Source organism: Novosphingobium malaysiense, assembly GCF_000802225.1.
In the GTDB taxonomy this organism is placed as follows: Bacteria; Pseudomonadota; Alphaproteobacteria; order Sphingomonadales; family Sphingomonadaceae; genus Novosphingobium; species Novosphingobium malaysiense.
Map to the genome: position 1 here is coordinate 18860 of NZ_JTDI01000006.1, position 23234 is coordinate 42093.

At 63.1% G+C, this 23234-nt stretch carries 19 protein-coding genes; 14 read left to right on the forward strand and 5 right to left on the reverse strand.

Annotated features, from left to right (window positions below; translation table 11 throughout):
• Positions 1 to 38: 38 nt before the first annotated feature.
• Positions 39 to 1175, forward strand: coding sequence for an epoxide hydrolase family protein (locus LK12_RS17865; protein WP_039287117.1), 1137 nt, complete (start codon positions 39 to 41; stop codon positions 1173 to 1175).
• Between the two features lie 43 nt (positions 1176 to 1218).
• On the opposite strand, the gene LK12_RS17870 is transcribed toward LK12_RS17865, so the two are convergent.
• From LK12_RS17870 to LK12_RS17880, 3 genes are all read right to left on the reverse strand, one after another.
• A complete protein-coding gene (locus LK12_RS17870; RefSeq protein ID WP_039287119.1) occupies positions 1219 to 1983 on the reverse strand; it encodes an SDR family oxidoreductase in 765 nt (254 codons plus the stop codon).
• A gap of 60 nt (positions 1984 to 2043) precedes the next feature.
• The gene (locus LK12_RS17875; RefSeq protein WP_039287122.1) at positions 2044 to 3756 is read right to left on the reverse strand and encodes an FAD-dependent oxidoreductase; all 1713 of its coding nucleotides are present in this window, start codon (positions 3754 to 3756) and stop codon (positions 2044 to 2046) included.
• Between the two features lie 318 nt (positions 3757 to 4074).
• Positions 4075 to 5274, reverse strand: coding sequence for a helix-turn-helix transcriptional regulator (locus LK12_RS17880; protein ID WP_039287125.1), 1200 nt, complete (start codon positions 5272 to 5274; stop codon positions 4075 to 4077).
• A 289-nt stretch (positions 5275 to 5563) separates the two neighbouring features.
• Between LK12_RS17880 and LK12_RS17885 the strand changes: the two genes are divergently transcribed.
• From LK12_RS17885 to LK12_RS17945, 13 genes are all read left to right on the forward strand, one after another.
• Positions 5564 to 6514, forward strand: a complete 951-nt coding sequence (locus LK12_RS17885) for a zinc-binding dehydrogenase (protein WP_082010626.1) — start codon at positions 5564 to 5566, stop codon at positions 6512 to 6514.
• Between the two features lie 13 nt (positions 6515 to 6527).
• Positions 6528 to 7358 (forward strand): sugar phosphate isomerase/epimerase family protein, encoded by an 831-nt coding sequence (locus LK12_RS17890; RefSeq protein WP_039287127.1) that lies wholly within the window; start codon positions 6528 to 6530, stop codon positions 7356 to 7358.
• Between the two features lie 159 nt (positions 7359 to 7517).
• Positions 7518 to 7943 carry an ester cyclase gene (locus LK12_RS17895; RefSeq protein WP_039287130.1) on the forward strand — a complete coding sequence of 142 codons (426 nt, stop codon included), beginning with the start codon at positions 7518 to 7520 and terminating at the stop codon, positions 7941 to 7943.
• 84 nt (positions 7944 to 8027) lie between these two features.
• Complete coding sequence (locus tag LK12_RS17900; protein ID WP_197063586.1) at positions 8028 to 9020, forward strand: MDR family oxidoreductase; 993 nt, start codon at positions 8028 to 8030, stop codon at positions 9018 to 9020.
• 15 nt (positions 9021 to 9035) lie between these two features.
• Positions 9036 to 9908 carry an enoyl-CoA hydratase/isomerase family protein gene (locus LK12_RS17905; protein ID WP_197063587.1) on the forward strand — a complete coding sequence of 291 codons (873 nt, stop codon included), beginning with the start codon at positions 9036 to 9038 and terminating at the stop codon, positions 9906 to 9908.
• Positions 9909 to 9968: 60 nt separating this feature from the next.
• Entirely contained in the window at positions 9969 to 11222 is a 1254-nt protein-coding gene (locus LK12_RS17910) for a cytochrome P450 (RefSeq protein ID WP_039287139.1), read from the forward strand.
• 26 nt (positions 11223 to 11248) lie between these two features.
• Positions 11249 to 11767, forward strand: coding sequence for a VOC family protein (locus LK12_RS17915; RefSeq protein ID WP_082010628.1), 519 nt, complete (start codon positions 11249 to 11251; stop codon positions 11765 to 11767).
• Entirely contained in the window at positions 11760 to 13265 is a 1506-nt protein-coding gene (locus LK12_RS17920; RefSeq protein ID WP_052223579.1) for an FAD-dependent oxidoreductase, read from the forward strand. Before LK12_RS17915 ends, LK12_RS17920 begins: the two co-directional genes overlap by 8 nt.
• A gap of 25 nt (positions 13266 to 13290) precedes the next feature.
• The gene (locus tag LK12_RS17925) at positions 13291 to 13698 is read left to right on the forward strand and encodes a VOC family protein (protein WP_039287144.1); all 408 of its coding nucleotides are present in this window, start codon (positions 13291 to 13293) and stop codon (positions 13696 to 13698) included.
• A gap of 147 nt (positions 13699 to 13845) precedes the next feature.
• Positions 13846 to 14685 carry an alpha/beta fold hydrolase gene (locus LK12_RS17930; RefSeq protein ID WP_039287145.1) on the forward strand — a complete coding sequence of 280 codons (840 nt, stop codon included), beginning with the start codon at positions 13846 to 13848 and terminating at the stop codon, positions 14683 to 14685.
• 160 nt (positions 14686 to 14845) lie between these two features.
• Positions 14846 to 16945, forward strand: coding sequence for an acetate--CoA ligase family protein (locus LK12_RS17935; RefSeq protein ID WP_039287147.1), 2100 nt, complete (start codon positions 14846 to 14848; stop codon positions 16943 to 16945).
• Positions 16946 to 16991: 46 nt separating this feature from the next.
• The gene (locus tag LK12_RS17940; RefSeq protein WP_039287149.1) at positions 16992 to 17711 is read left to right on the forward strand and encodes an alpha/beta fold hydrolase; all 720 of its coding nucleotides are present in this window, start codon (positions 16992 to 16994) and stop codon (positions 17709 to 17711) included.
• A 199-nt stretch (positions 17712 to 17910) separates the two neighbouring features.
• Positions 17911 to 20232, forward strand: coding sequence for an arylsulfatase (locus LK12_RS17945; RefSeq protein ID WP_082010629.1), 2322 nt, complete (start codon positions 17911 to 17913; stop codon positions 20230 to 20232).
• 57 nt (positions 20233 to 20289) lie between these two features.
• Here the strand turns inward: LK12_RS17945 and LK12_RS17950 are convergent, their stop codons facing one another.
• Together LK12_RS17950 and LK12_RS17955 are read right to left on the reverse strand one after the other, a co-directional pair.
• On the reverse strand, positions 20290 to 22686 hold the full coding sequence (locus LK12_RS17950) for a membrane-bound PQQ-dependent dehydrogenase, glucose/quinate/shikimate family (protein WP_039287763.1): 2397 nt from the start codon (positions 22684 to 22686) through the stop codon (positions 20290 to 20292).
• 42 nt (positions 22687 to 22728) lie between these two features.
• Positions 22729 to 23211, reverse strand: coding sequence for a nuclear transport factor 2 family protein (locus LK12_RS17955; protein WP_039287154.1), 483 nt, complete (start codon positions 23209 to 23211; stop codon positions 22729 to 22731).
• Positions 23212 to 23234: the final 23 nt, after the last annotated feature.

The window sequence follows — 23234 nt, forward strand, 5'->3', positions numbered from 1 at the left end:
GAAACCTTGCCGAAAATGGCGAACGGGAGAGTATGCCCATGCGAATAGAGCCGTTCCAGCTTTCGGTCGAGGCCGATGCGCTCGATGATCTGCGCGATCGCCTTCGGCGCACACGTTGGCCCGAGGCGGAGACCGTTTCCGATTGGGGGCAGGGCGCGCCGCTCGATCGCGTAAGGGCCTTGTGCGAATACTGGCGCGACGAATACGACTGGCGACGTTGTGAGGACCGGCTCAATTCGGCCGGTCAGTTCATCGCGGAAATCGACGGCCTGCCGATCCATTTCCTCCATGTGCAATCACCGGTCGAAGGGGCCTTGCCGCTCTTGCTCACGCATGGCTGGCCAGGTTCGGTGATCGAGTTTCTGAAGGTCCTGGGTCCGTTGAGCGATCCGGCAGCCCATGGGGGAGACCCCGCCGACGCATTCCACCTGGTGGTACCCTCGCTGCCGGGCTTCGGGTTTTCAGGCAAGCCGCAGTCGAGCGGCTGGGGGGTTGAGCGGATAGCGCGGGCCTGGATCGAACTCATGGAACGACTGGGCTATGGCCGGTTCGTGGCGCAGGGCGGCGATTGGGGCTCGGCCGTGACCACGGCCATTGCCATGGCGGCTCCCCCGCAATGTGCCGGGATCCATCTCAACTTGCCGGTGGCGTATCCGACGGAAGCGGACCTTGCCGATTTGAGTCCGGACGAGGCCGCCTTGCTTAGCGCGATGGAAGAGGTGAATCGTACCGGCACCGCCTATGCCCAACTGCAGGCGACCAAGCCGCAAACGATCGGTTATGCGCTGACCGATTCTCCAGCGGGCCAGGCCGCCTGGATCTACGAGAAATTCCACGGCTGGACCGACAATCCCGGCACGCCCGAGGGCGTCTTGAGCCGCGATGAACTGCTCGACAACATCATGATGTACTGGCTGCCCGGGACGGCGGCTTCCTCGGCGCGGCTCTATTGGGAAAGCTATGACTTCTTCGAATCCCACACGATCGGCATCCCGGTGGGCGTGACGCAGTTTCCGAAAGAGATCTTGCGCACGTCACGCCGCTGGGCGGAGCGCTGTTACAGCAACCTGATCTATTGGAACGAGGCGGAGAAGGGCGGGCATTTCGCGGCGTTCGAACAGCCCGAGATCTTCGTCGACGAAGTGCGCAAGTGCTTCAGGCTCTTGCGGGGCTGACGACAGAGGGCGCCAAACTTTCCTTAGCGGGGCAACCGCCGCGCTACATCCCTGGGTGGGCTGCGAGCATGCCGCCGTCGACCTTGAACTCGGCGCCGGTGGAGTAGCTGGCATCGTCGGATGCGAGAAACACAGCCATTGCCGCCAGTTCCGAAGGTTCGGCGATGCGGCCCATCGGAGACATCCCGTTGATGGAAGCCACCACTTCCGCACCGAGATCCAGGTGGTCCTGCAACATGCCTGTGCGCGTTGAGCCCGGAATGAGCGCATTGCAGCGGATGTTCAGCCCACGGGCGCAATGCACAGCGACGGACTTCGTCAAGGCACGCACCGCGCCCTTGGTCGCCGTGTAGGCGAGGTCCTGGGCTATGCCCATGTAGGCGACGGTGGAGGCCGTGTTGATGATCGAACCCGAGGAGCCTCCGGGGTTCTTCTTCATCAGCCGGATGGCCGTCTGGCAGCCGAGCATCACGCCGGTCATATTGACGCCGATGGTTCGGTTCCAGGTCGCGAGATCGACCTCCTCGACGTTCTGCACGGGCGCGATGCCCGCATTGTTGAACATGACATCGAGGCGGCCGAAGCGGGCCCTTATCAGGTCTTCGATTTCGGCCCAGGCCCCGGCATCCGACACGTCATGCTCGACGAAGATTGCCCCGGCTTCCTCGGCGATCGCCTTGCCGGCGTCCACCTGGACATCGGTGCTGACGACCTGTGCGCCTTCCGCCGCGAATGCACGAACGGAGGCAGCTCCGATTCCCGAGGCGCCGCCGGTTATGACGGCAACCTTGCCGGACAGTCTGTTCATCTGGATTCTCCAAGTCGTATGGCTGCAGGCGGGAGCCCACAGCAAAGACGTATCGTTGGGCTACCGTGGCGGCAGGTTGGAAGTCGTCCGCGCGATGTGATCGGCTGCAACCATGCCGAAGACCATGGCTGGACCGATCGTCGAGCCCGGCCCGGGATAGGCACCGGCCATTACGGAGCCGGCGACGTTGCCAACGGCGTAAAGCCCCTTGATCGGCGTGCCATCGGCCTGCAGCACGTTTGCGTACTCGTCTACCTTGGGGCCGCCCTTGGTGCCGGTGTCGCCGAGATCGAGACGCATGGCGTAGAACGGCGCCTTCTCGATAGGGCCGAGATTGGGATTGGGCATAATCCGCTGGTCGCCGAAATAGCGGTCGTAGGCGCTCTCTCCGCGAGAGAACTCCTCGTCGATGCCGGTGCTCGCATAATGGTTCATGCGCTGCACGACCGCTTCCAGCTTGGCCGGTTCCACCTCGATCTTTTCGGCCAGCCCGCGCACGGTATCGGCGCGATAGAGAATGTTATCCCACCAGTCCTGCGGAATGAATCGATCCGGCTTGACGGCACTCGGCCAGATGGAGCCGATCGGATACTTGGCGCGGGCCTGGGCGTCGAAGACGATCCAGCAGGGCAGGTTGGCTCCCGTCTTCTCGTTGTCGGCAAGCATGGCCCAGCCAAAATCGTTGTAGTTCAGCGCCTCGTTGGCGAACCGGTCGCCATTGCGATTGACGCAAACCGTGTGGGGAAGGGCCCTGTCGCTGAACAGCCCGACACGCAAGTCCACGCTCGACATGACCGGTCCGGGAAGGCGAATCGACGGGCACCACCAGGCCTTGTCGAGAAATTCGGTGGCGGCGCCGATCTTCTCTGCTGCGTTCAGGCCATCGCCGGTGTTCGGTGCGGGCGTGATGCTCCATTCCACCTGGGTATGGCCCATTTCCCGGTTGCGCAGTTCCTGGCTCTTCTCGAACCCGCCGCTGGCAAGAATGACGCCCTTGCGCACGGCGACACGCCGGCGCGAGCCCTTGTACGTGACATAGGCGGCGGTAACCGCGCCGTCTTCGCGAACGAGTTCGTCGAGAGGGGTGGACAGGAACAGCGGAATGCCGCGTTCCAGCATGTTCTGGCGCAGCCCCGCCATCAGGGCGTTGCCAAAGGTCAGCCGCCGGTCGCGCGAGGATTTGAAGCGCCAGGGGACGTCGAGCGCATAGCGCGACAACAATTGGAAGACCTGCCGTTTCCAGCCCTTGGGCCGCTGGATCAGCGCCCCCATGTCGGCGAGATCGATATGGACCTTGCGCAGAACCCGGTAATAGGGTTGCGGTTCGCGCAGATGGAACAGCTCGTCGCCGAGCTTTCGCCCATCGCGCGGACTTGGCAGCATGTGCCGGCCTATCGGCAGCGCGCCAGGCAGCTCGAGCCGATAGTCGGGGTAGTGCGCCGTGTGGTAATAGTGGATGCCCAGCGTCGCCATGAGATATTCGACCAGCTTGGGCGCACTCTCGATATAGGCCTTGAGCTTGTGTTCGGGCACCTGACCGTCGGTGATGGCCTTGAGGTAAGTCAGGGCGAGTTCCGGACTGTCTACGTCCTTGATCGCATCGTTGTTGGGGATCCAGATGCCCCCGCCGGCGACAGCCGTGGTGCCGCCATAGCGATCCGACTTCTCCACGACAGCGACTTTCAGCCCATTGTCGTGCGCGCGAACGGCCGAAAGCAGGCCGCCCCCTCCCGAACCGACGACGAGGACATCACACTCTTCGGGCAGCGACATCAATCTTCCCCTTCTCCCAGGTACAGGTCGACATTCCGGTTGGTGCCCGGGGATGGCTGCCGGCCCGCTGGGGAGCAGGCAGGTCCCTGCCGATCATTGTCCATCGAATAGAGCCGGGGCCCTGCCGCCAACATCCTCTGGGAAGACGATGCCTTGCGTCGAACTTTTTGAAGCGGACGTCGCGAGGCGCGTCACCGCCATGCGATTCGTGGCAGTCTCAGGCAGCGGGAGAGGGCGGAAAGGCCCTGTGTTCCGGTCGGGCATGATGCCAAGGCCGGAGCACAGGGCCTCCAGGGGTTCGTGCGATGCCGGGAGAACTCAGCTGTTCAGCCGGATATTGCTATCGAGCGATGGCCAATCGACGTTCGATTGCGCGATGCGTCCGACCGGTATGGTGCGGCTTGCCAGCAAGTGGATGAGCTGTGCCATGCTGCTCACTTCCGCCTTCTGATAGATGGAGCGCAAATGTGCTCTCGCCGTATTGTGCCGAATGTTGATGAGCTGTTCGATCTCGTCGAGCGGCTGACCACGGGCAAGGTGGATGGCAATGCGCGCCTCTGCGGGCGTGAAATCGAACATCTGCTGGATCAGTTCGAGATCGGCCAGCGACAGCGATTCCGGTTTCCGCACGAATACGAGAGCGCAGTAGTCTTCATCGCTGTTGATCAGTGAGCGGTAGGGGCGCGACTTTACGACGACACCGAGGCCGTGGCGGCATCCCTCACGTGCGAACGTGAGGCCGAATTCGTGGAGCCTGCGCTGCGACGGACAAAGCGCCTCGTTGAGCATCTTCTGGAAGCGCACGTCGTCCGACTTGTCGGTCGCCACGAGGCGATTGTTGATCAGTTTGAGGCCATCCTTTTCGCCGACTAGGGTTTCGGCCAGCTCGTTCAAGCTATGGACAATACGGTCGGGCGTGATGAGGAAGCCTGCCACACCAAGATTGTCGAGCGCGGAAGCCTGATAGTCGGAGGTGATCATCGCATTGCCGAGCTTGCGCTTGAGGTCGAGCGCGCGGCCGAAATGGGGGCTGACACGCTTGGCGAAGCGCAGGTCGTCCTCCGTATAGCGGCCGTACTTTTCGACGCTGGAGGAACTGCGGGTGAACTGCAGGACGCACTTTGTCTTCTCGTAGCTTTCGACACACGTCGACAAGCTCGTGTCTATTGCGAACTGCTGGTAGTAGACGAGCGATCGTCCGTGGAGGTTGTGCGGGCTCCAGCGCGTGACGACAGCATCGTTCAGCGCCAGATCGGTTGGCAGGAACTCGGCTGCCTGCTCCTTGAGAAACTGCTCCTGTACGTCCGGCAGGCTGCCTGCTTCGCCGACGAAAGCTTCCTTGAGAATGGAACTTCTCATCGCTCCGCTGGCGGGCGAGATCATTCGCAGGGTGACCCAGTCCGACCGGGTAAGTTCCTGCAACGTGGCCAGAGCGGCCTGCCAAGGCGAACTGTCCTGAATTCCGCTATAGATCGCGCTGGCCAGCCGATCCGGAATCGTTTCGAATTGTTCAGTCATGGATTTACGATCCTCTCCCCAGAACATCGCACAAATCGGCTCATCATTGAGCTCTGTCGCTATAGTGACTAGGTTCTGCTTATAGGTTTGTTTTTCTTCAATTATTTTTACTTTGTGGAACGAAGCATACTCCTTTGTGAAGGTCCATACAAAGCAAATGTGTGTACCGTTTCGATCAAGTGCGGACACCATACACGCTCGCAACCCGAACTCTATCCTCCGCAAGGACGATGCGCCTGCAGACTTTATGTAGCTAACGCCGCGACCGACTCGAAAATGGAGCCCCCGAATGAGTGGAAGTATGAAGGCCTGGGTGGCAGACGGCGGTGGAACAGTCGCGCTCAGGGAGGTGCCTCGACCGCAGGCGGAAAGCGGCCAGGCGCTGGTCCGCTGCCATGCTACCACGATTGCACGGGGGGAAATCCGGTATCTCGGCCAGTTTACCGAAGGCCGTGTCCTGGGGCTTGATCTGGCCGGCGTTGTTGAGGTGCCCGCCGCAGACGGGAGCGGCCCCCCGGCAGGAACCCGAGTGATTGCCCAGACCGGCTACTGGGGCGGCGGCTGGGGCGAATATGCGGCTCTGCCGACGTCTGCATTGGGTGCCGTGCCCGATACGCTTTCGTGGAAGGATGCCGGCGCTCTCCCCAACTCCGGTCTTACGGCGCTTCTTGCGGTGCAGCGCGGCGGTTCGCTGCTGGGAAAATCCGTGCTGGTGACCGGGGCGACAGGAAATGTGGGCAGTATTGCCGCGCAGCTGGCAAAGCTGTCCGGCGGCGTCGTTACCGGGACTGTCCGTGGACCCGAGCGGATTGCGGCGCTCGACCATCTCGGACTTGCGCGTGTCGTGGTCGGCACCGAAGCCGAAGGCCCATTTGATTTCATCGTCGAGACCATCGGCGGCGGAGTGCTGGGCCATGCCATGACGATCGTATCGGGCGATGGCACTGTCGTAACCATCGGTGGCGGCGAGGGTTTTGATGCGCCGGATGAACCCGCAATCATCCCGCACGGCTGGTTCTTCAGCAAGCCGAATGCGCAGCTCGTTGCGGAGAATGTGGGAGTCCGCGTGATGCAGGGCGTCGGTGTGGCGCAAAACCTTTCCGTGCTGGGACAACTCGTTGCCGATGGTGCCGTTTCCCTCGACGTGGCTGGCGAAGAGCCCTGGGAAGCGATTCCGGATGCTATCGCCAGGCTGAAGGCGGGTGGTCCGCGTGAAACCGTGACGTTCCGCATCGCCTGAGCGGGGCGAGCACATGTCGCCGCGCCCGAGGCTCTCGCTCGACCATCTGACCGTACTCGACGCGTCGCCCCTCGAGGCGATCGACCTGGCGGTGGGCGAGGGGATCGGGCACGTCAGCGTCATCCCCGCTCTGCCCGGACTTCCCGCGTTGCGCGTTCCCGATATTCTCGATGATCGCGACCTGCACCGCTGCATCGCGAAGGCTTGCAGGGACGCGGGCGTGACGGTGCATACGCTCGAAGGTTTCGTGCTGACGCCCGAGACCGGGCTTTCGGAGTTCGATCGGCTTTTCGCGATGGCGGAAGCCATAGACGCGCGCAGCGGGGTCGTGGTTGTTTCGGATCCCGAACGGACACGCGCCGCCGATCTGCTGGGGGCGCTTTGTATCAGGGCCGCGCGGCAAGGCATGCGCCTCAACATCGAGTACGTGCCGGTGACGTGCGCGCCTACGATGGACGACGCGCTGGCCTTGATCGATGGGGCCGGTGCGCCTGAAAACGCCGGTCTCGTGATCGATATTCTCCACCATGTCAGGTCGGGCGGCACCATGGCCGATATCCGGCAAATCGATCCGGCACGGATCGGCGCCGCGCAAATTTGCGACGGTGCCCTGGCGTTCGACGAGCAGCTCTATCTTGAAACCGAGATGCTGTTCGAACGCCTTTTACCGGGCGAGGGCGAATTTCCCTTGCGCGAGTTTCTCGCAAGCCTGCCGGGCGACGTCGTTGTCGGCATCGAAGCCCCGATGGCCTCGCGCAAGGTAGCCGGCGTCTCCGCGCGCGAGCGCGCGGCCATGGCCGTAGCGGCTGCGCGGGATGTCGCCGGCGCGATCGGACCGGCTTAGCGCCCGGCCGAAAGCGAGGCAGGCGGAACACCGGATGCATATCATCCGGCCAGACGATGCCGCGTCGCATCCGGGCCACTAGGACCCGATTGTTGGACTGAGGCCGGCAGGCCGGTCGAACGCAAAAACAATCAAGACGAAGTCTTTGGCAGGATGCAAATGATTGAAAGCACCACCACCGCCGCAGCCCGGCATAACGAGGCGCTGGTCCGGGATTATCTGGGATGGACCGAGCGTGGCGATCTCGATGCCACGCTGCGCAGGGTCTGGGCCGAAAAGATCGCCTACCACGGTCGTGAACTCGGTGAGATCACGACGCGCGACGGCTTGTACAATATGCTTTCCGGCTTCGCGGAAGCCATGACCGGCATCGTTTGCGACCTCAAGACCGTCCTCGCCAATGACGAATATGTACTCGCGATCATGGATGTGACCGGGAGCCAGGGTGGGGATGACGGCGCCGCTCAACCCGTGACGTTCAGCGGGATCGATATGTGGCGCGTCAGGGATGGCAAGCTGGTCGAACAGTGGGTCATCGAAGGCATCGCCGATCACCTCAACCCCGACCGGGCGCGCGTGGAATAGGTCCGCGCTTGGCTGTCGGGACGGCCTTCTCGCGTTCGCCGATCGCTCCGGATCAAGCAGGACACAAGGTTTCGCAAGGGAATGATGGAAAAATTCAACGCTCTGGTAATTGCGGACGTCGATGGCAAGCCGCAGGCTTCGTTCAAGGAATTGGGCCTTGGCGATCTTCCCGATCTTGATGTGCTGGTTGAGGTGGCTTGCTCGACGCTGAACTACAAGGACGGGCTGGCGGTCAGTGGCAAGCAGAAGATCGCGCGCAAGCCGCCCCTTATCGGGGGAATCGACCTTGCCGGGAAAGTAGTGGAATCGGCAAGCCCGGACTGGGCCGTCGGGGATCGTGTGGTGGTGAACGGCTGGGGGCTCTCCGAAGTCCACAATGGCGGCTATTCGCGATACCAGCGCGTCAAGCCCGAGTGGATCGTGCGCTTGCCCGACGCGATCAGTTTCGAGCAGGCCATGGCTATCGGTACGGCCGGGTACACCGCCGCTCTATGCGTGAATGCGCTTGAGCGGTGGGGCGCCATAACCCCTGGTAGCGGCGATGTGCTGGTCACCGGCGCTGCAGGCGGCGTGGGATCGGTCGCCATAGCTCTGCTGGCATCGGCGGGTTACCGGGTTACGGCCTCCACGGGGCGTCAGTCGGAAGCGGAATACTTGCGCGGGCTGGGCGCGTCCGAGATCATCGACCGCGCAACGCTGTCCGAAAAGGGACCGCCGCTTCAGAAGGAGCGTTGGGCCGGCGCCGTCGACTCCGTCGGGTCGGTCACACTTGCCAATGTCCTCAGCCAGACCGTCTACGGTGGTGCCGTCGCTGCGTGCGGCCTTGCCGGCGGAGCAGACCTTCCGGCCACTGTGCTTCCGCATATCCTGCGCGGCGTCGCGCTGCTCGGCGTGGATTCCGTCATGGCGCCGCATGCGCTGCGGGCTGCGGCCTGGAGCCGGCTCGAGAAGGACCTCGACTTCGACAAGCTGAGTGCGATGACCACCGTCGAGCCCATGAGCCGCCTGCCTGAACTCGCCGTTGATATTCTGGCCGGCAAGATCCGGGGGCGCGTCGTCATCGACGTGACGCGCTGAATGGAGGACCGCGCCATGGACGCCCATGAACCAGGCAACGACGAAGCCGTCGGGCAGGTGCTCTACCGCAAGAAGGACGGTGTCTGCACGATCACCCTCAACTGTCCGGAACGTTTGAACGCGATCGATCACGGCCCCGGCAGCCTGCACCGCGACATGACCGATGCCGTTGCCCGGGCCAACCGCGAGGATGACGTGGGCTGCATCGTGGTGACCGCGGAGGGCCGGGCCTTTTCCTCGGGCGGGTTCGTGCGCGGCGAGATGCCCGATGACCCGATGCAGTGGTACGAATTCCTCCGCGTGCAGGACGAGGACAACGAACGCCTGCGCGAAATGGACAAGCCCGTGATCGGGGCGATCAATGGTCTTTGCTACGGCGCCGGGCTGATCATGGTCTGCAACTTCGACTTCCTGATTGCAGTCGACACCGCCGAATTCGGCTTCATCGAAATGCGGTACGGAGATCCGGCGGCAGAGGCGCTTGCCTATCTGGTCGGACCGCAGTGGGCCAAGTTCCTGGCGATCACCGGCGAACTGATCACGGCGCAGAAGGCCAAGGAGATCGGGCTGGTACTTGAAGTCTTCCCGGAGGCGACCTTCCGGGACAAGGTGCAGGACCTGGGCCGCCGTATCGCCAGCATCCCCACCAATGCGGTGGTCATGCAGCGCCGGCTGGTCAACTGCGCCATGGAGAACATGGGCTGGCGCAACCAGAAGAACACCGCGAATGCGCTGAACGCGTTGCTGGCCACCCAGGCAAAGGAACACAAGGCGCCCGACGGACGCCGCTATCTCGACATTCGCAACGATAGCTGGGCGGAATTCAAGAAAGTGCGCGACGCGCCCTTTCGGCCGCCCTGGCTCGAACGTCCCGAAACCGACGGCTGACTTATGCACCCGGCGGAGGCCTGTGGCCCCGCGTTCCGGGCTGGAGAGGAGTAAAGCACAGTGAACGATCTGGCAGAGCATCAGATTTCGGTATCCGATCCCGAGATCGTCAAGTGTCCCTACGAGGCCTACGAAAAGCTTCGTGAAGAGGCGCCGGTCTATCTTGATCCGGTTACGCAATTCTATGTCCTCACCCGCTACGAGGATGTTCGCAAGGCGTTTTCGCAGCCGAACCTCTATCTCAACGATGACTGGGTCCAGTCGATCCAGGACGAGGTGCAGATCGCGCGCAGGAAGCATGCGCATGAACGCTTCACCAAGGAAGGGTGGGTGCCGGGGCTCAGCATCGGTATGTTGCGCCCTGAGCGGCACGCGCCGGTGCGGGCGATCTTCAACAACGCCTTCCGGCCCGCGAAGATCAAGGAATACGAACCGTTCATCCGCGAAACCGCCTATCGGTTTGCGCGGCAGTTCGCCGAGAAGGGCTCGGGAGACCTGATCGCCGAATTCGCGATGCCTTATCCGCTGACCGTCATCGCGCGGCTCGTGGGTATTCCCGAAGACGACATGGACCGCGTCAAGGAGTGGACGGCGGCGTGGATCGAGCGCTTCGGAATGATGCTCGACGACCAGGCGGACGATCGCGCGGTCGGTAAGGAAATCGAGTTCCAGCACTATACCAAGAAGATCATCGATCGTCTTCGCGCGGAGCCGGATGGTTCGATCCTCAGCGAAATCATCAACATGCCGACGCCGGACGGCCGTTATCTCGATGACCAGGAACTGTTCACGCACATCCAGGCCGACCTGCTCGTCGCGGGTAGCGAAACCACCACGAACACGATGTCCGCAGGCGTGATGCTGCTGTGCCGCAATCCCGAGATCAACGCCATGGTGCGGTCGGATCCCGACAAGTACCTGCGGGTCTTCATCGAGGAAGTGCTGCGTCTGGAAAGTCCCGTGCAGGGCCTGTTCCGGGTGGCGGCCGAGGACATCGAACTGCATGGCGTGACGATCCCCAAAGGCGCGCTGATCCAGCTTCGCTATGGTTCCGCCAATCGCGATCCGGAGAAGTTCGGCTGCCCTGCCGAATTCGACATGACCCGCAAGGCCAATGCACATGTCGCGTTCGGCGGCGGTCCGCACAGCTGCGCCGGCGCTCCCTTCGCCCGCGCCGAACTCTACTGGGCCTTCAAGGCGCTGTTCGACACCATCGACAACGTGGAACTGCTTCCGGACAACGACTTCGAATATCTTCAGAGCGTCGTCCATCGCAGCCTGAAGAGCCTTAATATCCGCTTCACCAAGAAGTGAGCGGCCTGCCTCTGGAGAGGAATATCATGAACGCCAGCCCGAACTATCAGTCTATGTACCCTGGGTTCCAGCAGGTAGCCTACGTCACGAACGACGTGGACGCTGCCGTCGACAGCCTTCGCAAAGCCTATGCGGTCGAGAAATGGTTCCGGGTCGATGACTTCTCGTTTGCAATGGCATCGGGCAAGGATGTTCATATCCAGGTTGCGATCGCGAACCTTGGCGGGACCCAGTTCGAGATCATCAAGCCGGTCGGCGGGGACGACGCGATGTACCGCGATGCACTTGACGACAAGCCAGGCTTCCAGCTCGTCTTCCACCACTTGTGCAAGGTCTTCGACGAGGAAGCGCAACTGCGTGAACATCGCGATTACCTGAAGGGGCTGGGCGTACCGATGCCCATGGACAACTGCGACAGTCCGTCGAACGGCATCGCTTTCGCCCTGTATTGCGATTTCCGCGATACCCTCGGGCACTATCTCGAATATGCCTGGTTCACCGATGCGGGCAGGGAATGGGCCAAGCAGATTCCGCAAAATGGCTGATGTGCGAACCGGCCCCGAAGGCAGCGACGCGATCCTGATCGATGCCTCCACGATCCCGGGATGGGATAGAACCGCGGACGTGATTGTCGCAGGTTTCGGCATGGCCGGCGCCTGCGCCGCGATCGAGGCGAGCGAGAGCGGTGCAAGCGTTCTGATCGTCGAGGCGGCGGCTGGAAGCGGGGGCACGAGCGCGATCGCGACGGGGCATTTCTACCTCGGTGGTGGCACGCCGGTTCAAAAGGCCTGCGGCTTCGAGGATTCCCCGGAGGACATGGCCGCCTATCTCATGGCGGCGAGCGTGGACCCCGAACCGGAGCGTATCGCTCTTTACGCGAAGTCGAGCGTCGATCATTTCGCGTGGCTGGAGCGTCAGGGCATACCGTTCGAACGCAGCTACTTCCCCTCAAAGGCCGTGGCGCAACCGGGAACGGAGTGCCTGATCTGGACCGGTAACGAGAAGGTCGCCCCGTTCCGCGATGTTGCCCATCCAGCGCCACGCGGTCACAAGGTGGCGGTTTCCGATCCGGAGACGGGCGGCGGTCGGGCGATGCAGGTCCTGACCCGGCGAACCGAGGATCTTGGCGTCGAGGCGCTCTACGGTCATCGCGTGACGGCCCTCGTTCTCGAGGACGGCCGCGTCGTCGGGGTGCGGTGCCTGGCTGCCGGGCAAGTCACCTATCTGAGAGCCATGGGCGGTGTCGTCTTGACCACCGGGGGCTTCGGCCAGAACGAGAGGCTGCTGTCGAAGCATTTGCCCGATCTGATGAGCGAACATGTGGTCCGCATCGCCGATGCCAACGACCTCGGGCAGGGCATCGAACTGGGCATCGCGGCCGGCGCGGCGACGCGGCACATGGATGGCGCCTTCATCTCCACCTACTGGTATCCGCCTGAAAAGCTCATCAACGGCATCATCGTGAACAGCAAGGGCGAGCGATTCGTGCCCGAAGACAGCTATCATGCGCGCACAGCCGGACAGATCCTGGCCCAGCCGGACCGGCGAGCCTGGCTGATAGTCGATTCCGAAAGTTTCGACTGGCCGCTCTACGGCAAGTCGCTCGGGATCGATCTTGTCGACGGCTGGGAAGACGTCGCCTCGATGGAGCGCGATCTGGGCATGCCGGAAGGGGCCCTGCAAAAGACCATTGCCGACTACAGCGCGGCCGCGGCCGAAGGCAAGGACCCGCTTGGGAAGAATCCCGAATGGCTTCGGCCCTTCGATGACGGCCCCTATGCCGCATTCGACCTCTCGTTCGGTAGCGCGTCTTATCGCGCCTTCACGCTGGGCGGCCTCGTGGTGACCCTAGAAGGCGAGGTGCTGCGCGAAGACGGGACGACGATCGAAGGACTCTATGCTGCCGGCTCCTGTGCGACCAATCTCGCGCAGGAAGGTCTCAGCTATGCGAGTGGCCTTTGCTTGGGCACGGCGTCGTTCTTCGGCAGGAAGACCGGAGCCAGTGTCGCCTGTCGCGCGGTAACCGCCCGTTCGGAAAACTGACAATTCTGCCGCAGGAGATTCGCTTGTGATCGTTCAGGGACTGGATCACGTGAATATCAGGACGCCCGATCTTGAGGCCACCCGGCGCTTCTTCACGCAAGTGCTGGAGATGCGGCACGGCCCTCCTCCGGGCATGGACGACGAGGGTATGGGTGTCTGGCTCTACGATGGCGAAGACCGTGCGGTAGTGCATCTGGGCAGACCGGAAACGCCGTACCCCAGCGACGAGACGTTCCCCTTCGAAGGGAAGGCCGGTTCGGCGCGGCTGCATCATGTGGCGCTGCGCTGCCGCGATTTCCCCGGGGTGAGGGATCGGCTGCGCGATGCCGGATATCGCTATTCCGAAAACCGCGTTGAAGCGATCCGGCTTCGGCAGCTGTTCGTGGAAGAATGGAACGGCATCCTGCTTGAGCTCAATTTCTTCGAGGATTGAGCGCTCCGGGATGGCTCGTACTGCCGGCCTTTACGCCCGGCGGCATCTCCCTGTGCGGCTTTCGTCCTCGCAGACGATGAAAGCCTGTGCCCGGCCCTTAATGTGCGGCTGAAAGAAGTCGCTTGCGGCCGGTAAGGAGATCGAAGGATGCAAAAGGACCGCCCTATTCCCGAGGGCAAGTACCACCGGACCGCGGATGGGTACGACATCCATTATCATGAACTGGGCTCTCCGGTAGACGGCAAGCCCTCTGTCCTGTTCCTTCATGGCAGTGGTCCGGGCGCATCGGGCTACAGCAATTTCAAGCACAACATGCAGCCTCTGGCTGATGCCGGCTTTCACGTGCTCGCTCCCGACTATCCCGGCTACGGTTATTCCTCGATGCCGACGGACGTGGACTACGATGCCGCCTTCTTCGTGCGCGCCATGCACGATCTCGTGCAGGCGACCGGGGCGAAATCGCTGGTTCCAGTGGGCAATTCGCTCGGCGGCGTCGTCGCGCTCGAATATGTCTTCACCCATCCCGAACTTATTGAAAAGCTCGTGCTGATGGCCCCGGGCGGCATGGATCATCCCATGAACTATGCGCCTTTCCAGGTCGGGCTTGCGGCCATGTTCGGCTGGGTGGCCAACCGGCCGACGGACGAGGCCTCGTTTCGCCAGGTGCTGAGCCTGCTCGTTCACGATGCGGCGGACATTACCGACGACGCGGTTAGCGAGCGCTTCGGCATCGCTCTGAAGCAGCCTGGAGAGGTCTGGAGCCGGATGCGCACGGGCAGCTATGCGGAGCGTCTCGGCGAAATCGCGTGCCCCGTGCTGGCATTCTGGGGCGCGCGCGACAAGTTTATCCCTGTCTCGCAAGCCATCACGCTGGCGCAACGCGTGCAGAACCTGAAGCTCGTCATCTCCGGCAAGGCAGGCCACTGGTACATGGTCGAGGAGAAGGACGACTTCAACGCGGAGACGCTGGAGTTTCTGCAACGCTGACCGGCGCAGCGCCGGTGCCGCCTGGTCGGACGAACCCGAAGTCGCGTCCATTACCCATGGACGTTGCCGCCGCGATGCTGCGGCTCTCGGGCATCATCCCGGTCGAAGGCGCGATGCATGCCCCGCCGCGGCGGTTCGGCACGGTAATGGAATGGAACTGATGGATCTCAAATCGCTCGATGTGCTTCTCAAGCCGCGTTCCGTGGCCGTGATCGGTGCCTCGGACAATCCCCACCGCCTGCCCGGGATGTCGTTGGCATACATGAAGCTGGCCGGGTTCGAAGGCGACCTCTGGCCGGTGAACCCGAAGCGCGAGACTGTGCAGGGGCTGAAGGCCTATCCCTCGGTCGATGACCTGCCGGGCACGCCGGACGTCGCCATCATCGCGACCCCGGCGCACCTCGTCCAGCAGGCCGTGGAGGATTGCAGCCGCCTCGGCGTCGGAGCGGTCGTCATTTTCGCGGTCGGATACAGCGAGGCGAACGAAGAAGGACGCAAGGCCGAGCAGGCATTGCTCGATGCGGCACGCAAGTCGGGCATGCGCGTCCTGGGACCGAATTGTCTTGGCTGCTTCAATGCGGCGACCGGCTACTATGGTACGATCTCCATCTCGCTGGCAAGCGGCCTGCCGACGGCCGGAAATGTCGCCGTGGTCAGCCAGAGCGGCGCTTACGGTGAACAGCTGGCCTACCTTCTCAAGGAACGCGGTGTCGGGGTTCGTTACCTGGTAACTACCGGCAACGCCTGCGACGTCGACGTGGGCAGCGCTATCGACTGGATGGCGGCGCAGGACGATGTCGACGTCATCGTCGGCTATGCGGAAGGCGTGGGCGATAGGGACCGTTTCGTCTCGGCACTCGAACGTGCCCAGGCGGCGGGAAAGCAGCTCGTGTTCATGAAGGTCGGGCAGTCCGAAACCGGCATGGCCGCGGCGATGAGCCACACGGCATCGCTTGCCGGTGACGACAAGGTCTGGGATGCCGTGCTGCGCAAATATGGAGCGTACCGACCCGTCTCTACAGAGGAACAGGTCGATATTGCCTACGCGGCCTCACGCGGTCTGCTGCCGGCCGGACGCAAGCTCGGCATCCTCACGGTGTCGGGAGGGTTTGGCATCCAGCTTTGCGATGCGGCCGACCAGTATGGCCTCGAGGTGGCGCCCCTGCGCGACGAGGTCGCTCGAGAACTGACCGAGTTGCTCCCCTTCGGCTCGATCAACAATCCGGTCGATGCCTCGGGGCAGATCGTGGGCGAACTGGAACGGCTCAAGGCCAGCATCGCCTGCCTCTCCGATCCCGCTGCCGGGTACGACGCGACGGCGGTCATCCTCGGCTCGGTGCCGCTTGGCCCCGGCATGGGCACTGTCCTCGTCGACGCCTTGCTGGAACTGGCGCCAACGGTCCGCGATCGCCTGGTCGCGCTGTGCTGCGTGGCGGACCGCGAAACGGTGCTGCGCGTGGAGCAGGCCGGATATCTGGTGTTTGCCGATGTTCACGATGCGGCGCGGGCGATTGCTGCCCTTGCGACCCTTTCGGAATACAAGAGCCGGCAAGCAAGCGGTGCCATCGCGCTGCCGTCACCGATTCCGCGCGGGGGCAAGCTTTCCGAATTCGATGCAAAGCGCGTTCTCGAAGCAGCGGGCCTTCCGGTGCCGCCGGAGCGTCTCGCCCGATCCGCCGATGAAGCAGTCGCTGCAGCCGATGCCATCGGCTATCCGGTCGTTCTCAAGGTCTGTTCGCCCGACATCCTCCACAAGACGGAAATCGGCGGCATCCTGCTGAATCTTCCCGACGCGTCTGCCGTGCGCGAGGGCTATGCCACTCTGGTGGAGCGTGCCGCCTCGGCGGGATTTGCCGAGAGCGCGCTGCAAGGCATTCTCGTCACCGGCATGGCGCCTCGGGGGACAGAGACCATTCTCGGCGTTCAGGTCGACCCCACGTTCGGGTCGACCGTGCTGTTCGGGCTGGGCGGCATCCATGTCGAGGTGATGAAGGACAGTGCCTTGCGCCTTGCGCCCGTGAGCGAAGAAGAGGCCCACGAGATGATTCGCGAAATCAAGAGCTTCCCGCTTCTCAACGGGGTGAGGGGCAGCCGGCCTTCGGACCTCGATACCCTGGCACGGGCGATCGCATCGCTTTCCCGGTTTGCCGCTGCAAATGCCGACACCATCACCAGCGTGGACGTAAATCCCTTCGTCGTCTGGGAAGAAGGCAAGGGCGGTGCCGCGCTCGATGCGCTGATCTCCGTGCGGGAGGACTGATCGGTTGGCAATCTCCTCCAGCCCCCGCGTTCAATAGAGGCTGGCGATGGCCCGTTTCATCCTTGTCCATGGTGCATGGCACGGCGGCTGGTGCTGGGAGGAGGTCGTCCCCTTGCTCGAGATGCGCGGGCACACGGTGCTTGCGCCGGACCTGCCCGGCATGGGTGAGGATGCCAAGGGCGGATATGTCGCCACGCTGGACGAATGGGCAGCCTGCATAGCGGGTCTGGCGGCGGCCGGGCCGCCGCCCATTCTGGTCGGACATAGCCGGGGCGGCATCGTCGTCAGCCGTGCCGCGGAGATCGCGCCGCGTGCGATTGTGCGCTCCGTCTATCTTTCCGCGGCCATGCCTTTGCCTGGGCAGAGCATCCGGGAGGCTTTCGCCGACTTCCCCAGCGAGGCCGTGCAGCGGGCCGTCGTGCCCTCTGCCGATGGGCGCACCTTGCAGTGGTCGGACCGGGCACAGGCGGCAGCGTTCTTCTTCGGCACCACGCCCGAGCATTTCATCGATGCCGCTTTCGAACGGTTCACGGCCGAGCCGGCCGCTGTCGCAGACACGCCGCTTGTCTTGTCCGCCGGGCAATACGGCACGGTGCCGCGAACGTTCGTCCGCTGTCTGCGCGACAACGCCGTGCCGTTGGCGCTTCAGGATAAGATGATTGCGGAACAGCCCTGCGAGACCGTCACGCTCGATACCGACCATTCCCCATTCTATTGCGCGCCCGAAGACCTGGCCGCTGTGCTCGACGGCCTTGCGGGGCGATAGCACCTTGTCGCCCTGATTGGCTCAAGGGCGATCGTTGCTTCCATTAGTCCGCTTGGACGTAGAGCCCCACGATGCGCATTCTGCACAAGATACGATGCTTTCGGGACAGATGGGCCTGAGTGAATTCTGCCTTCGCGTGGTCTCAGCCCTTCAGGGATATCCTGAAATCATCGGGAAATATAAACGTCGGGGTGAGGCGATGCGAAAATGGCGAGGAGTTCTGTATATATCCGCGGCATGTGCGGCGCTTGTCCATTTGCCCGCGCAAGCTGCATCCGATCCGGCAGCAGCGAGTGCGCCGGCGCCCCTGCCGTCTTCGTTCCCGCCACTGGCTGAAGCAGCGGCAGGCGCTCCCAACATACTTCTCGTGCTGACCGATGACGTCGGGTTCGGAGCTGCATCGGCCTTCGGCGGGCCCGTGCCTACGCCCAACCTGGAGCGGCTGGCCCAAAACGGGCTCAAATATACCCGCTTCCACACGACAGCGATGTGCTCGCCGACGCGCGCTGCCCTGCTGACGGGGCGCAACCATCATGCCGTAGGGACCGGATCGCTTACCGACTTTGCAATGGGTGCGCCCGGCTATACGGGCATGATCCCCAAGAGCGCCGCCACGATTGGCGAAGTGCTGCGGGAGCTGGGCTACAGCACGGCCTGGTTCGGCAAGCATCACAACGTTCCCAAGGGGCCGTTTAGCGGTGCCGGACCGTTAGACTATATGCCGAACCACCTGGGTTTCGACTATTTCTACGGCTTTATCGGTTCCGATACCGACCAATGGTATCCCACCTTGTATCGCAATGGCGTGCGCGTGATCGATGACGCAGACCAGCCAATCCTTGACCAACGCCTTGCCGACGATGCGATACACTGGATCCACCAGCAGCAGGCGAACGGCCAAGGAAAGCCGTTTTTCATATATTATGCGCCCGGTTCTGCCCACACGCCCCATCAGGCGCCGACCGAATGGATCGATAGGTTTCGCGGGCAGTTCGCTGCCGGATGGGAAGTGGTTCGAAAGCAAACCCTGGCGCGGCAGAAGGCGATGGGACTGATTCCCGGCAATACGAAACTGCCGCCATGGCCTGACGACCTGCCCCACTGGGATGATCTGGCACCTAAGGAACGGGCTTTTCAGCAGCGCGCCATGGAAGCCTTTGCAGCGCAGCTGGCATTCCAGGATGCCCAGTTCGGCCGCCTTCTCGATGAACTGGCCCGCATGGATGAACTCGACAACACGCTGATCGTGTTCATCGAAGGGGACAATGGCCCGGATGCGGCGGCATCGCCGGACGGCTCCCTTGCGGAGGGCGGAGAGCATGCCAATCGCAAGCTTTCGCAGGAAGAGCACTGGTCGATGATCGACAGGCTCGGCGGCCCCAGCGCAGGCAGCAACTATGGTTCAGCCTGGGCCCAGGCTATGGCGAGCCCATTCCCATACTACAAGCAGATCGCGTCCCACCTGGGTGGCACGCGCAACGGAATGGTGATCTCATGGCCCGACGGGATAGCGGCGCGTGGCATCCGGACACAGTACAGCCATGTGATCGACGTCTATCCGACATTGCTGGACGCTGCCGGCATCGTCGTGCCGCAAGAGGTTGGCGGAATCCCGCAGCAGCCCGTGGACGGCATCGACCTTTCCTATTCCTTTGCCGATGCGCAGGCGCCGTCGCAGCGCAAGACCCAGTATTACGAGATGTTGGGAAACCGGGCGATTTACGACGACGGCTGGCTGGCCGCGACGAAGCCGGTGCGCCAGCCCTGGAAGATGGCGTCAGGGCCCGATGCGGCCATCAACAAGGCGCCCGACTATGAGTGGGGGCTCTATGATCTGCGACACGATTTCAACGAGACGCAAGATCTGGCCGCTCGCTATCCGGACCGGCTCGATGCCCTGAAGAAGGTCTTTGACCAGCAGGCTCTGCGCTACCATGTCTATCCGGTAAATGACCGGACGGACATGACGCGTGTCACCTTGGGTGCCCGGGCCTATGTCGCCCCCCGCGATCACTATGTCTATTGGGGCAAGGGGCTGACAATCGCGCGCGACGATGCGCCGCAAATGGCCGCGCGGTCGTTCACGATCACGGCGCATGTGACCGGTGGCGACGGCGTCTTGCTGGCAACCGGAAGCCGCCGGGGCGGATGGAGCTTCGGCATAAGGGACGGACATCCCTTTGCGCACCAGGCATTCACGCTCATGCCTTCCGATCAGTTCGAACTGGTCTCGCCTCAGATCGTGTCGTCAGGGCAGGACGTTACGCTGACCTTCGATTTCGACTATGACGGTGGCGGCATGGGCAAGGGCGGGATCGTCTCGATCGCGATCGATGGCCGCAAGGTTGCCCACGGGCGCGTCGAACAATCCATACTCGTCGGTGATCCCGTCAATGAAACCTTCGACATCGGTCTGGATACGGGCGTTCCGGTAGTCGAAGTCCGCTCTCCTTCGAACTCATTTACCGGCGACCTGAAGAAGCTCTCAGTAGACCTCGGTCCGATCGGATCGCATCGGTGAGGCCGGACACACGGTCGATCTGCCCGGCTCGCTGCTGCCCCCGACTGCCTACCGATGCTATTGGGGCAAGGCAAAGGCCACAAGGGCATCGCCTGTCTTGGACTGGAGTGGAATATTGCCGCCGGCCGCGATCACGACGAACTGGCGTTTGGACTTGTTTGACCAGTAAGTCATCGGGCTGGCTTGTCCGCCGGCGGGAAGCCGTGCGCTCCACAGCGTTTTTCCGGTTGCCTCGTCGAGAGCGCGCAGGGCCCGTTCCTGTGCAGCGGCGATGAAGACGATTCCGCTGCGGGTAATCAGCGAACCGCCGGTGTTGGGCAGCCCCATGGAGAGCGGCAGCATCGAAGGTATGCCCATGGGGCCGCTGTCCCGTGCCGAGCCGAGCGGGCGGGTCCAGATCAGCTTGCCCGTTCTCAGATTGACTGCCGACACCTTGCCGAAGGGCGGTTCGTTGCAGGGAACCCCGAGAGGCGAGAGAAACCCGGCCGCAGTCGCCGCGTAGGGCGTGCCCTCCTGCGGCATGTTGAGGCCGATCTTGGCTTTTCCGGCGCTGCGCTTGATTCCCATCGCATCTGCAACCCGGCGCTCGATCAGCGTGATAACGGTCCCCATGCGATTGGAATTCACGATCATCACATCGCGATCGCGGTCCACCGCAACACTGCCCCAGTCGATGCCGCCCATGAACCCGGGATGGGCAATCGCGGTCCTGACTCCGGGGGGCGTCATCCTGCCCTCGTAGCGGTGTTCCTTGAAGGCGGTCCGGCACCAGAGCTGGTCGAAGGGGGTAAGGCCCCACATGTCACGCTCCTGCCAGGTCGCTCCGCCGAAGGCAGGCAGGGCCTCGGAAAACGGCTGCGTGGAGGCGAGCCGCTCGCCCGCAACCAGCCCGCCCTGCGGGACTGTTCGCTCCTCGATCGGGAAGATCGGTTCGCCGGTCTGCCGGTCGAGGACGAAGATTTCGCCCCGTTTGGTCGCCTGCACCAGAGCCTTGCGGACACCGGCTGGCGTGGCGATGTCGACGAGGCCGGGCTGGGCGGCGACGTCGTAGTCCCAGATGTCATGGTGCGCGGTCTGGAAAAACCAGCGCAATTTGCCCGTTTCGGCGTCGATCGCGACCACGGAGCTGGAAAACCGGTCGTCGAAATCGCGGCGGTTCCCGCCATAGTAGTCCGGGGTGGCGTTGCCCGTCGGGGCGAAAACGAGGCCGAGATCCGGATCCGCGCTCATCGGCGCCCAGCTGTTGGGCGTGGAATCGGTGTAGGTTTCGCCTGGCGGCGGCGGGCCCTGGCGATCGAGGCGGCCTACGTCGAACGCCCATGCCAGTTTTCCGGTGATCGCATCGAAAGCCCGGATCACGCCGGAAGGTTCGCCCCACAGCAAGCCATCGGCCACGCCCCCGCCGAGCACGATCTTGCCGCGTACGAGCGTTGGCGCGGAGGAGACGAAATAGTAGCCCGGCTCATGTGTGCCGAGACCCTCCATGAGGTCCACTTGTCCGCCATCCCCGAAATCCGTGCATGGCTTTCCGGTAAGGGCGTCGAGAGCGATCAGTCTGGCATCGAGCGTATTCGTGATGACGCGCTTGGCACACGGGCCGCGCCCATCACCCGGCTTTTCGAAGTAGGCCACCCCCCTGCAGGCGTGGATGGCATAAGTGCCGGGCGCGATCCTGGAATCGAATCGCCAATTGGTACGGCCGGTTTCGGCGTCAAGCGCGATCACGTCGTTGAGGCCGGTGCACACGTATAGCGTGTTTCCGATCTTCAGTGGAGTGACCTGCAGGCTTCCTTCGGCGCGGCCCGGTACTCGCCCGAGGTGGGCTGTCCAGGCAACTTCGAGCTGCCCGACATTATCCTTGTCGATCTGGTCGAGCGGGCTGAAGCGTGATCCTCCGGGATCGTTGCCGTAGTTGCGCCAGTCGCGGCCATCAGAGGTCGTGGTCAGTGAGCTGGCCTTGGACACCTTTTCCGGGAGGGCGCCGGATACACCGGCCTGGTAGATCGGATCGGGTTTGTTGTCGCCGCGGGTGGTGCCGAGCCAGCTTCCGATTGGGGCGGCTAGGGCGAAGGAGGCCAGAAACACACCCCAGCCGGCCCTCGCGGTCTTGCCCTTCTGGTGGCCTGTGCGGTTCGAAACGCCGGGAAGCAGAAATCCAAGCCCCAATACCAGGAAGAAGGCGAGGCGGGGGAGTAGTGCCCATCCGTCGAGCCCGGCTTCCCAGAATGCCCACGCCGCCGTAAAAACCAGCACGGTCGCATAAAGGGGCCGCGCGAGCCGGTGCCGAAAGGCGGTGAGGGCGGCAATGCCGATCAGAACCGCGCCGCACAGCGCGTAGTACGCCGAACCCCCGAGGCTGACGAGGTGCGCGCCTCCGGCCAGAAGCGCAAGTCCGGACGCGGCCAGGACGAGTGCGTACAAGAGGCGCACGACCCCGCCTGCTTTGATGGCCATGGGCATTCCTCTCTCCCCTGTCGCGCCTGGAAGGCTACGCGTTCAGGCTGTGATCTTTTCTGCTATGTAAAGGCGGGTCAGCCGCATTTCGGCGATCTGCCAGCCGCTTTCGGTCTTCAGGTAAGTCTCGTGATAATGGCCGTAGGCATGAAGGCTGTGGCGGGGCTGGTTCGCGCCATTGCGAATGATATCTTCCATCGCCCAGATGCCGCTTGCATGCTCCGCGTCTTGTACCGTGATCTCCGGGCAATGGCCGTGGTGCACGGTGTGCATCGGCCCGAGGGCATCCTTCAACATCGCCACGAAGGCGTCCCGCCCCACAAGTTTGAAGTTGTCGTCGAAGGGTGGCACCCACTGCCCGCTGTTGGGGTCCGGCACGCTCCATGCCTGGGACATGTCGAAGTGGGCGTCGGGCGTGAAGACGTTGACGAGGGCATCCCAGTCCTTGGCGTCCATGCAGCGGAAGTATCGGGCCTTGAGTTGCTTGATATCCTCGATTGCCAGCAACCGCGTTACTGCATCCATTACCCTTTTCTCCTCCCCGAACT

Excerpts from the sequence above, each read along its gene's own strand:
- LK12_RS17865 (WP_039287117.1), top strand. The coding sequence starts at position 39 with ATGCGAATAGAGCCGTTCCAGCTTTCGGTCGAGGCCGATGCGCTCGAT.
- LK12_RS17870 (WP_039287119.1), bottom strand. The coding sequence starts at position 1,983 with ATGAACAGACTGTCCGGCAAGGTTGCCGTCATAACCGGCGGCGCCTCG.
- LK12_RS17875 (WP_039287122.1), bottom strand. The coding sequence starts at position 3,756 with ATGTCGCTGCCCGAAGAGTGTGATGTCCTCGTCGTCGGTTCGGGAGGG.
- LK12_RS17880 (WP_039287125.1), bottom strand. The coding sequence starts at position 5,274 with ATGACTGAACAATTCGAAACGATTCCGGATCGGCTGGCCAGCGCGATC.
- LK12_RS17885 (WP_082010626.1), top strand. The coding sequence starts at position 5,564 with ATGAGTGGAAGTATGAAGGCCTGGGTGGCAGACGGCGGTGGAACAGTC.
- LK12_RS17890 (WP_039287127.1), top strand. The coding sequence starts at position 6,528 with ATGTCGCCGCGCCCGAGGCTCTCGCTCGACCATCTGACCGTACTCGAC.
- LK12_RS17895 (WP_039287130.1), top strand. The coding sequence starts at position 7,518 with ATGATTGAAAGCACCACCACCGCCGCAGCCCGGCATAACGAGGCGCTG.
- LK12_RS17900 (WP_197063586.1), top strand. The coding sequence starts at position 8,028 with ATGGAAAAATTCAACGCTCTGGTAATTGCGGACGTCGATGGCAAGCCG.
- LK12_RS17905 (WP_197063587.1), top strand. The coding sequence starts at position 9,036 with ATGGACGCCCATGAACCAGGCAACGACGAAGCCGTCGGGCAGGTGCTC.
- LK12_RS17915 (WP_082010628.1), top strand. The coding sequence starts at position 11,249 with ATGAACGCCAGCCCGAACTATCAGTCTATGTACCCTGGGTTCCAGCAG.
- LK12_RS17920 (WP_052223579.1), top strand. The coding sequence starts at position 11,760 with ATGGCTGATGTGCGAACCGGCCCCGAAGGCAGCGACGCGATCCTGATC.
- LK12_RS17930 (WP_039287145.1), top strand. The coding sequence starts at position 13,846 with ATGCAAAAGGACCGCCCTATTCCCGAGGGCAAGTACCACCGGACCGCG.
- LK12_RS17935 (WP_039287147.1), top strand. The coding sequence starts at position 14,846 with ATGGATCTCAAATCGCTCGATGTGCTTCTCAAGCCGCGTTCCGTGGCC.
- LK12_RS17940 (WP_039287149.1), top strand. The coding sequence starts at position 16,992 with ATGGCCCGTTTCATCCTTGTCCATGGTGCATGGCACGGCGGCTGGTGC.
- LK12_RS17945 (WP_082010629.1), top strand. The coding sequence starts at position 17,911 with ATGCGAAAATGGCGAGGAGTTCTGTATATATCCGCGGCATGTGCGGCG.
- LK12_RS17950 (WP_039287763.1), bottom strand. The coding sequence starts at position 22,686 with ATGGCCATCAAAGCAGGCGGGGTCGTGCGCCTCTTGTACGCACTCGTC.
- LK12_RS17955 (WP_039287154.1), bottom strand. The coding sequence starts at position 23,211 with ATGGATGCAGTAACGCGGTTGCTGGCAATCGAGGATATCAAGCAACTC.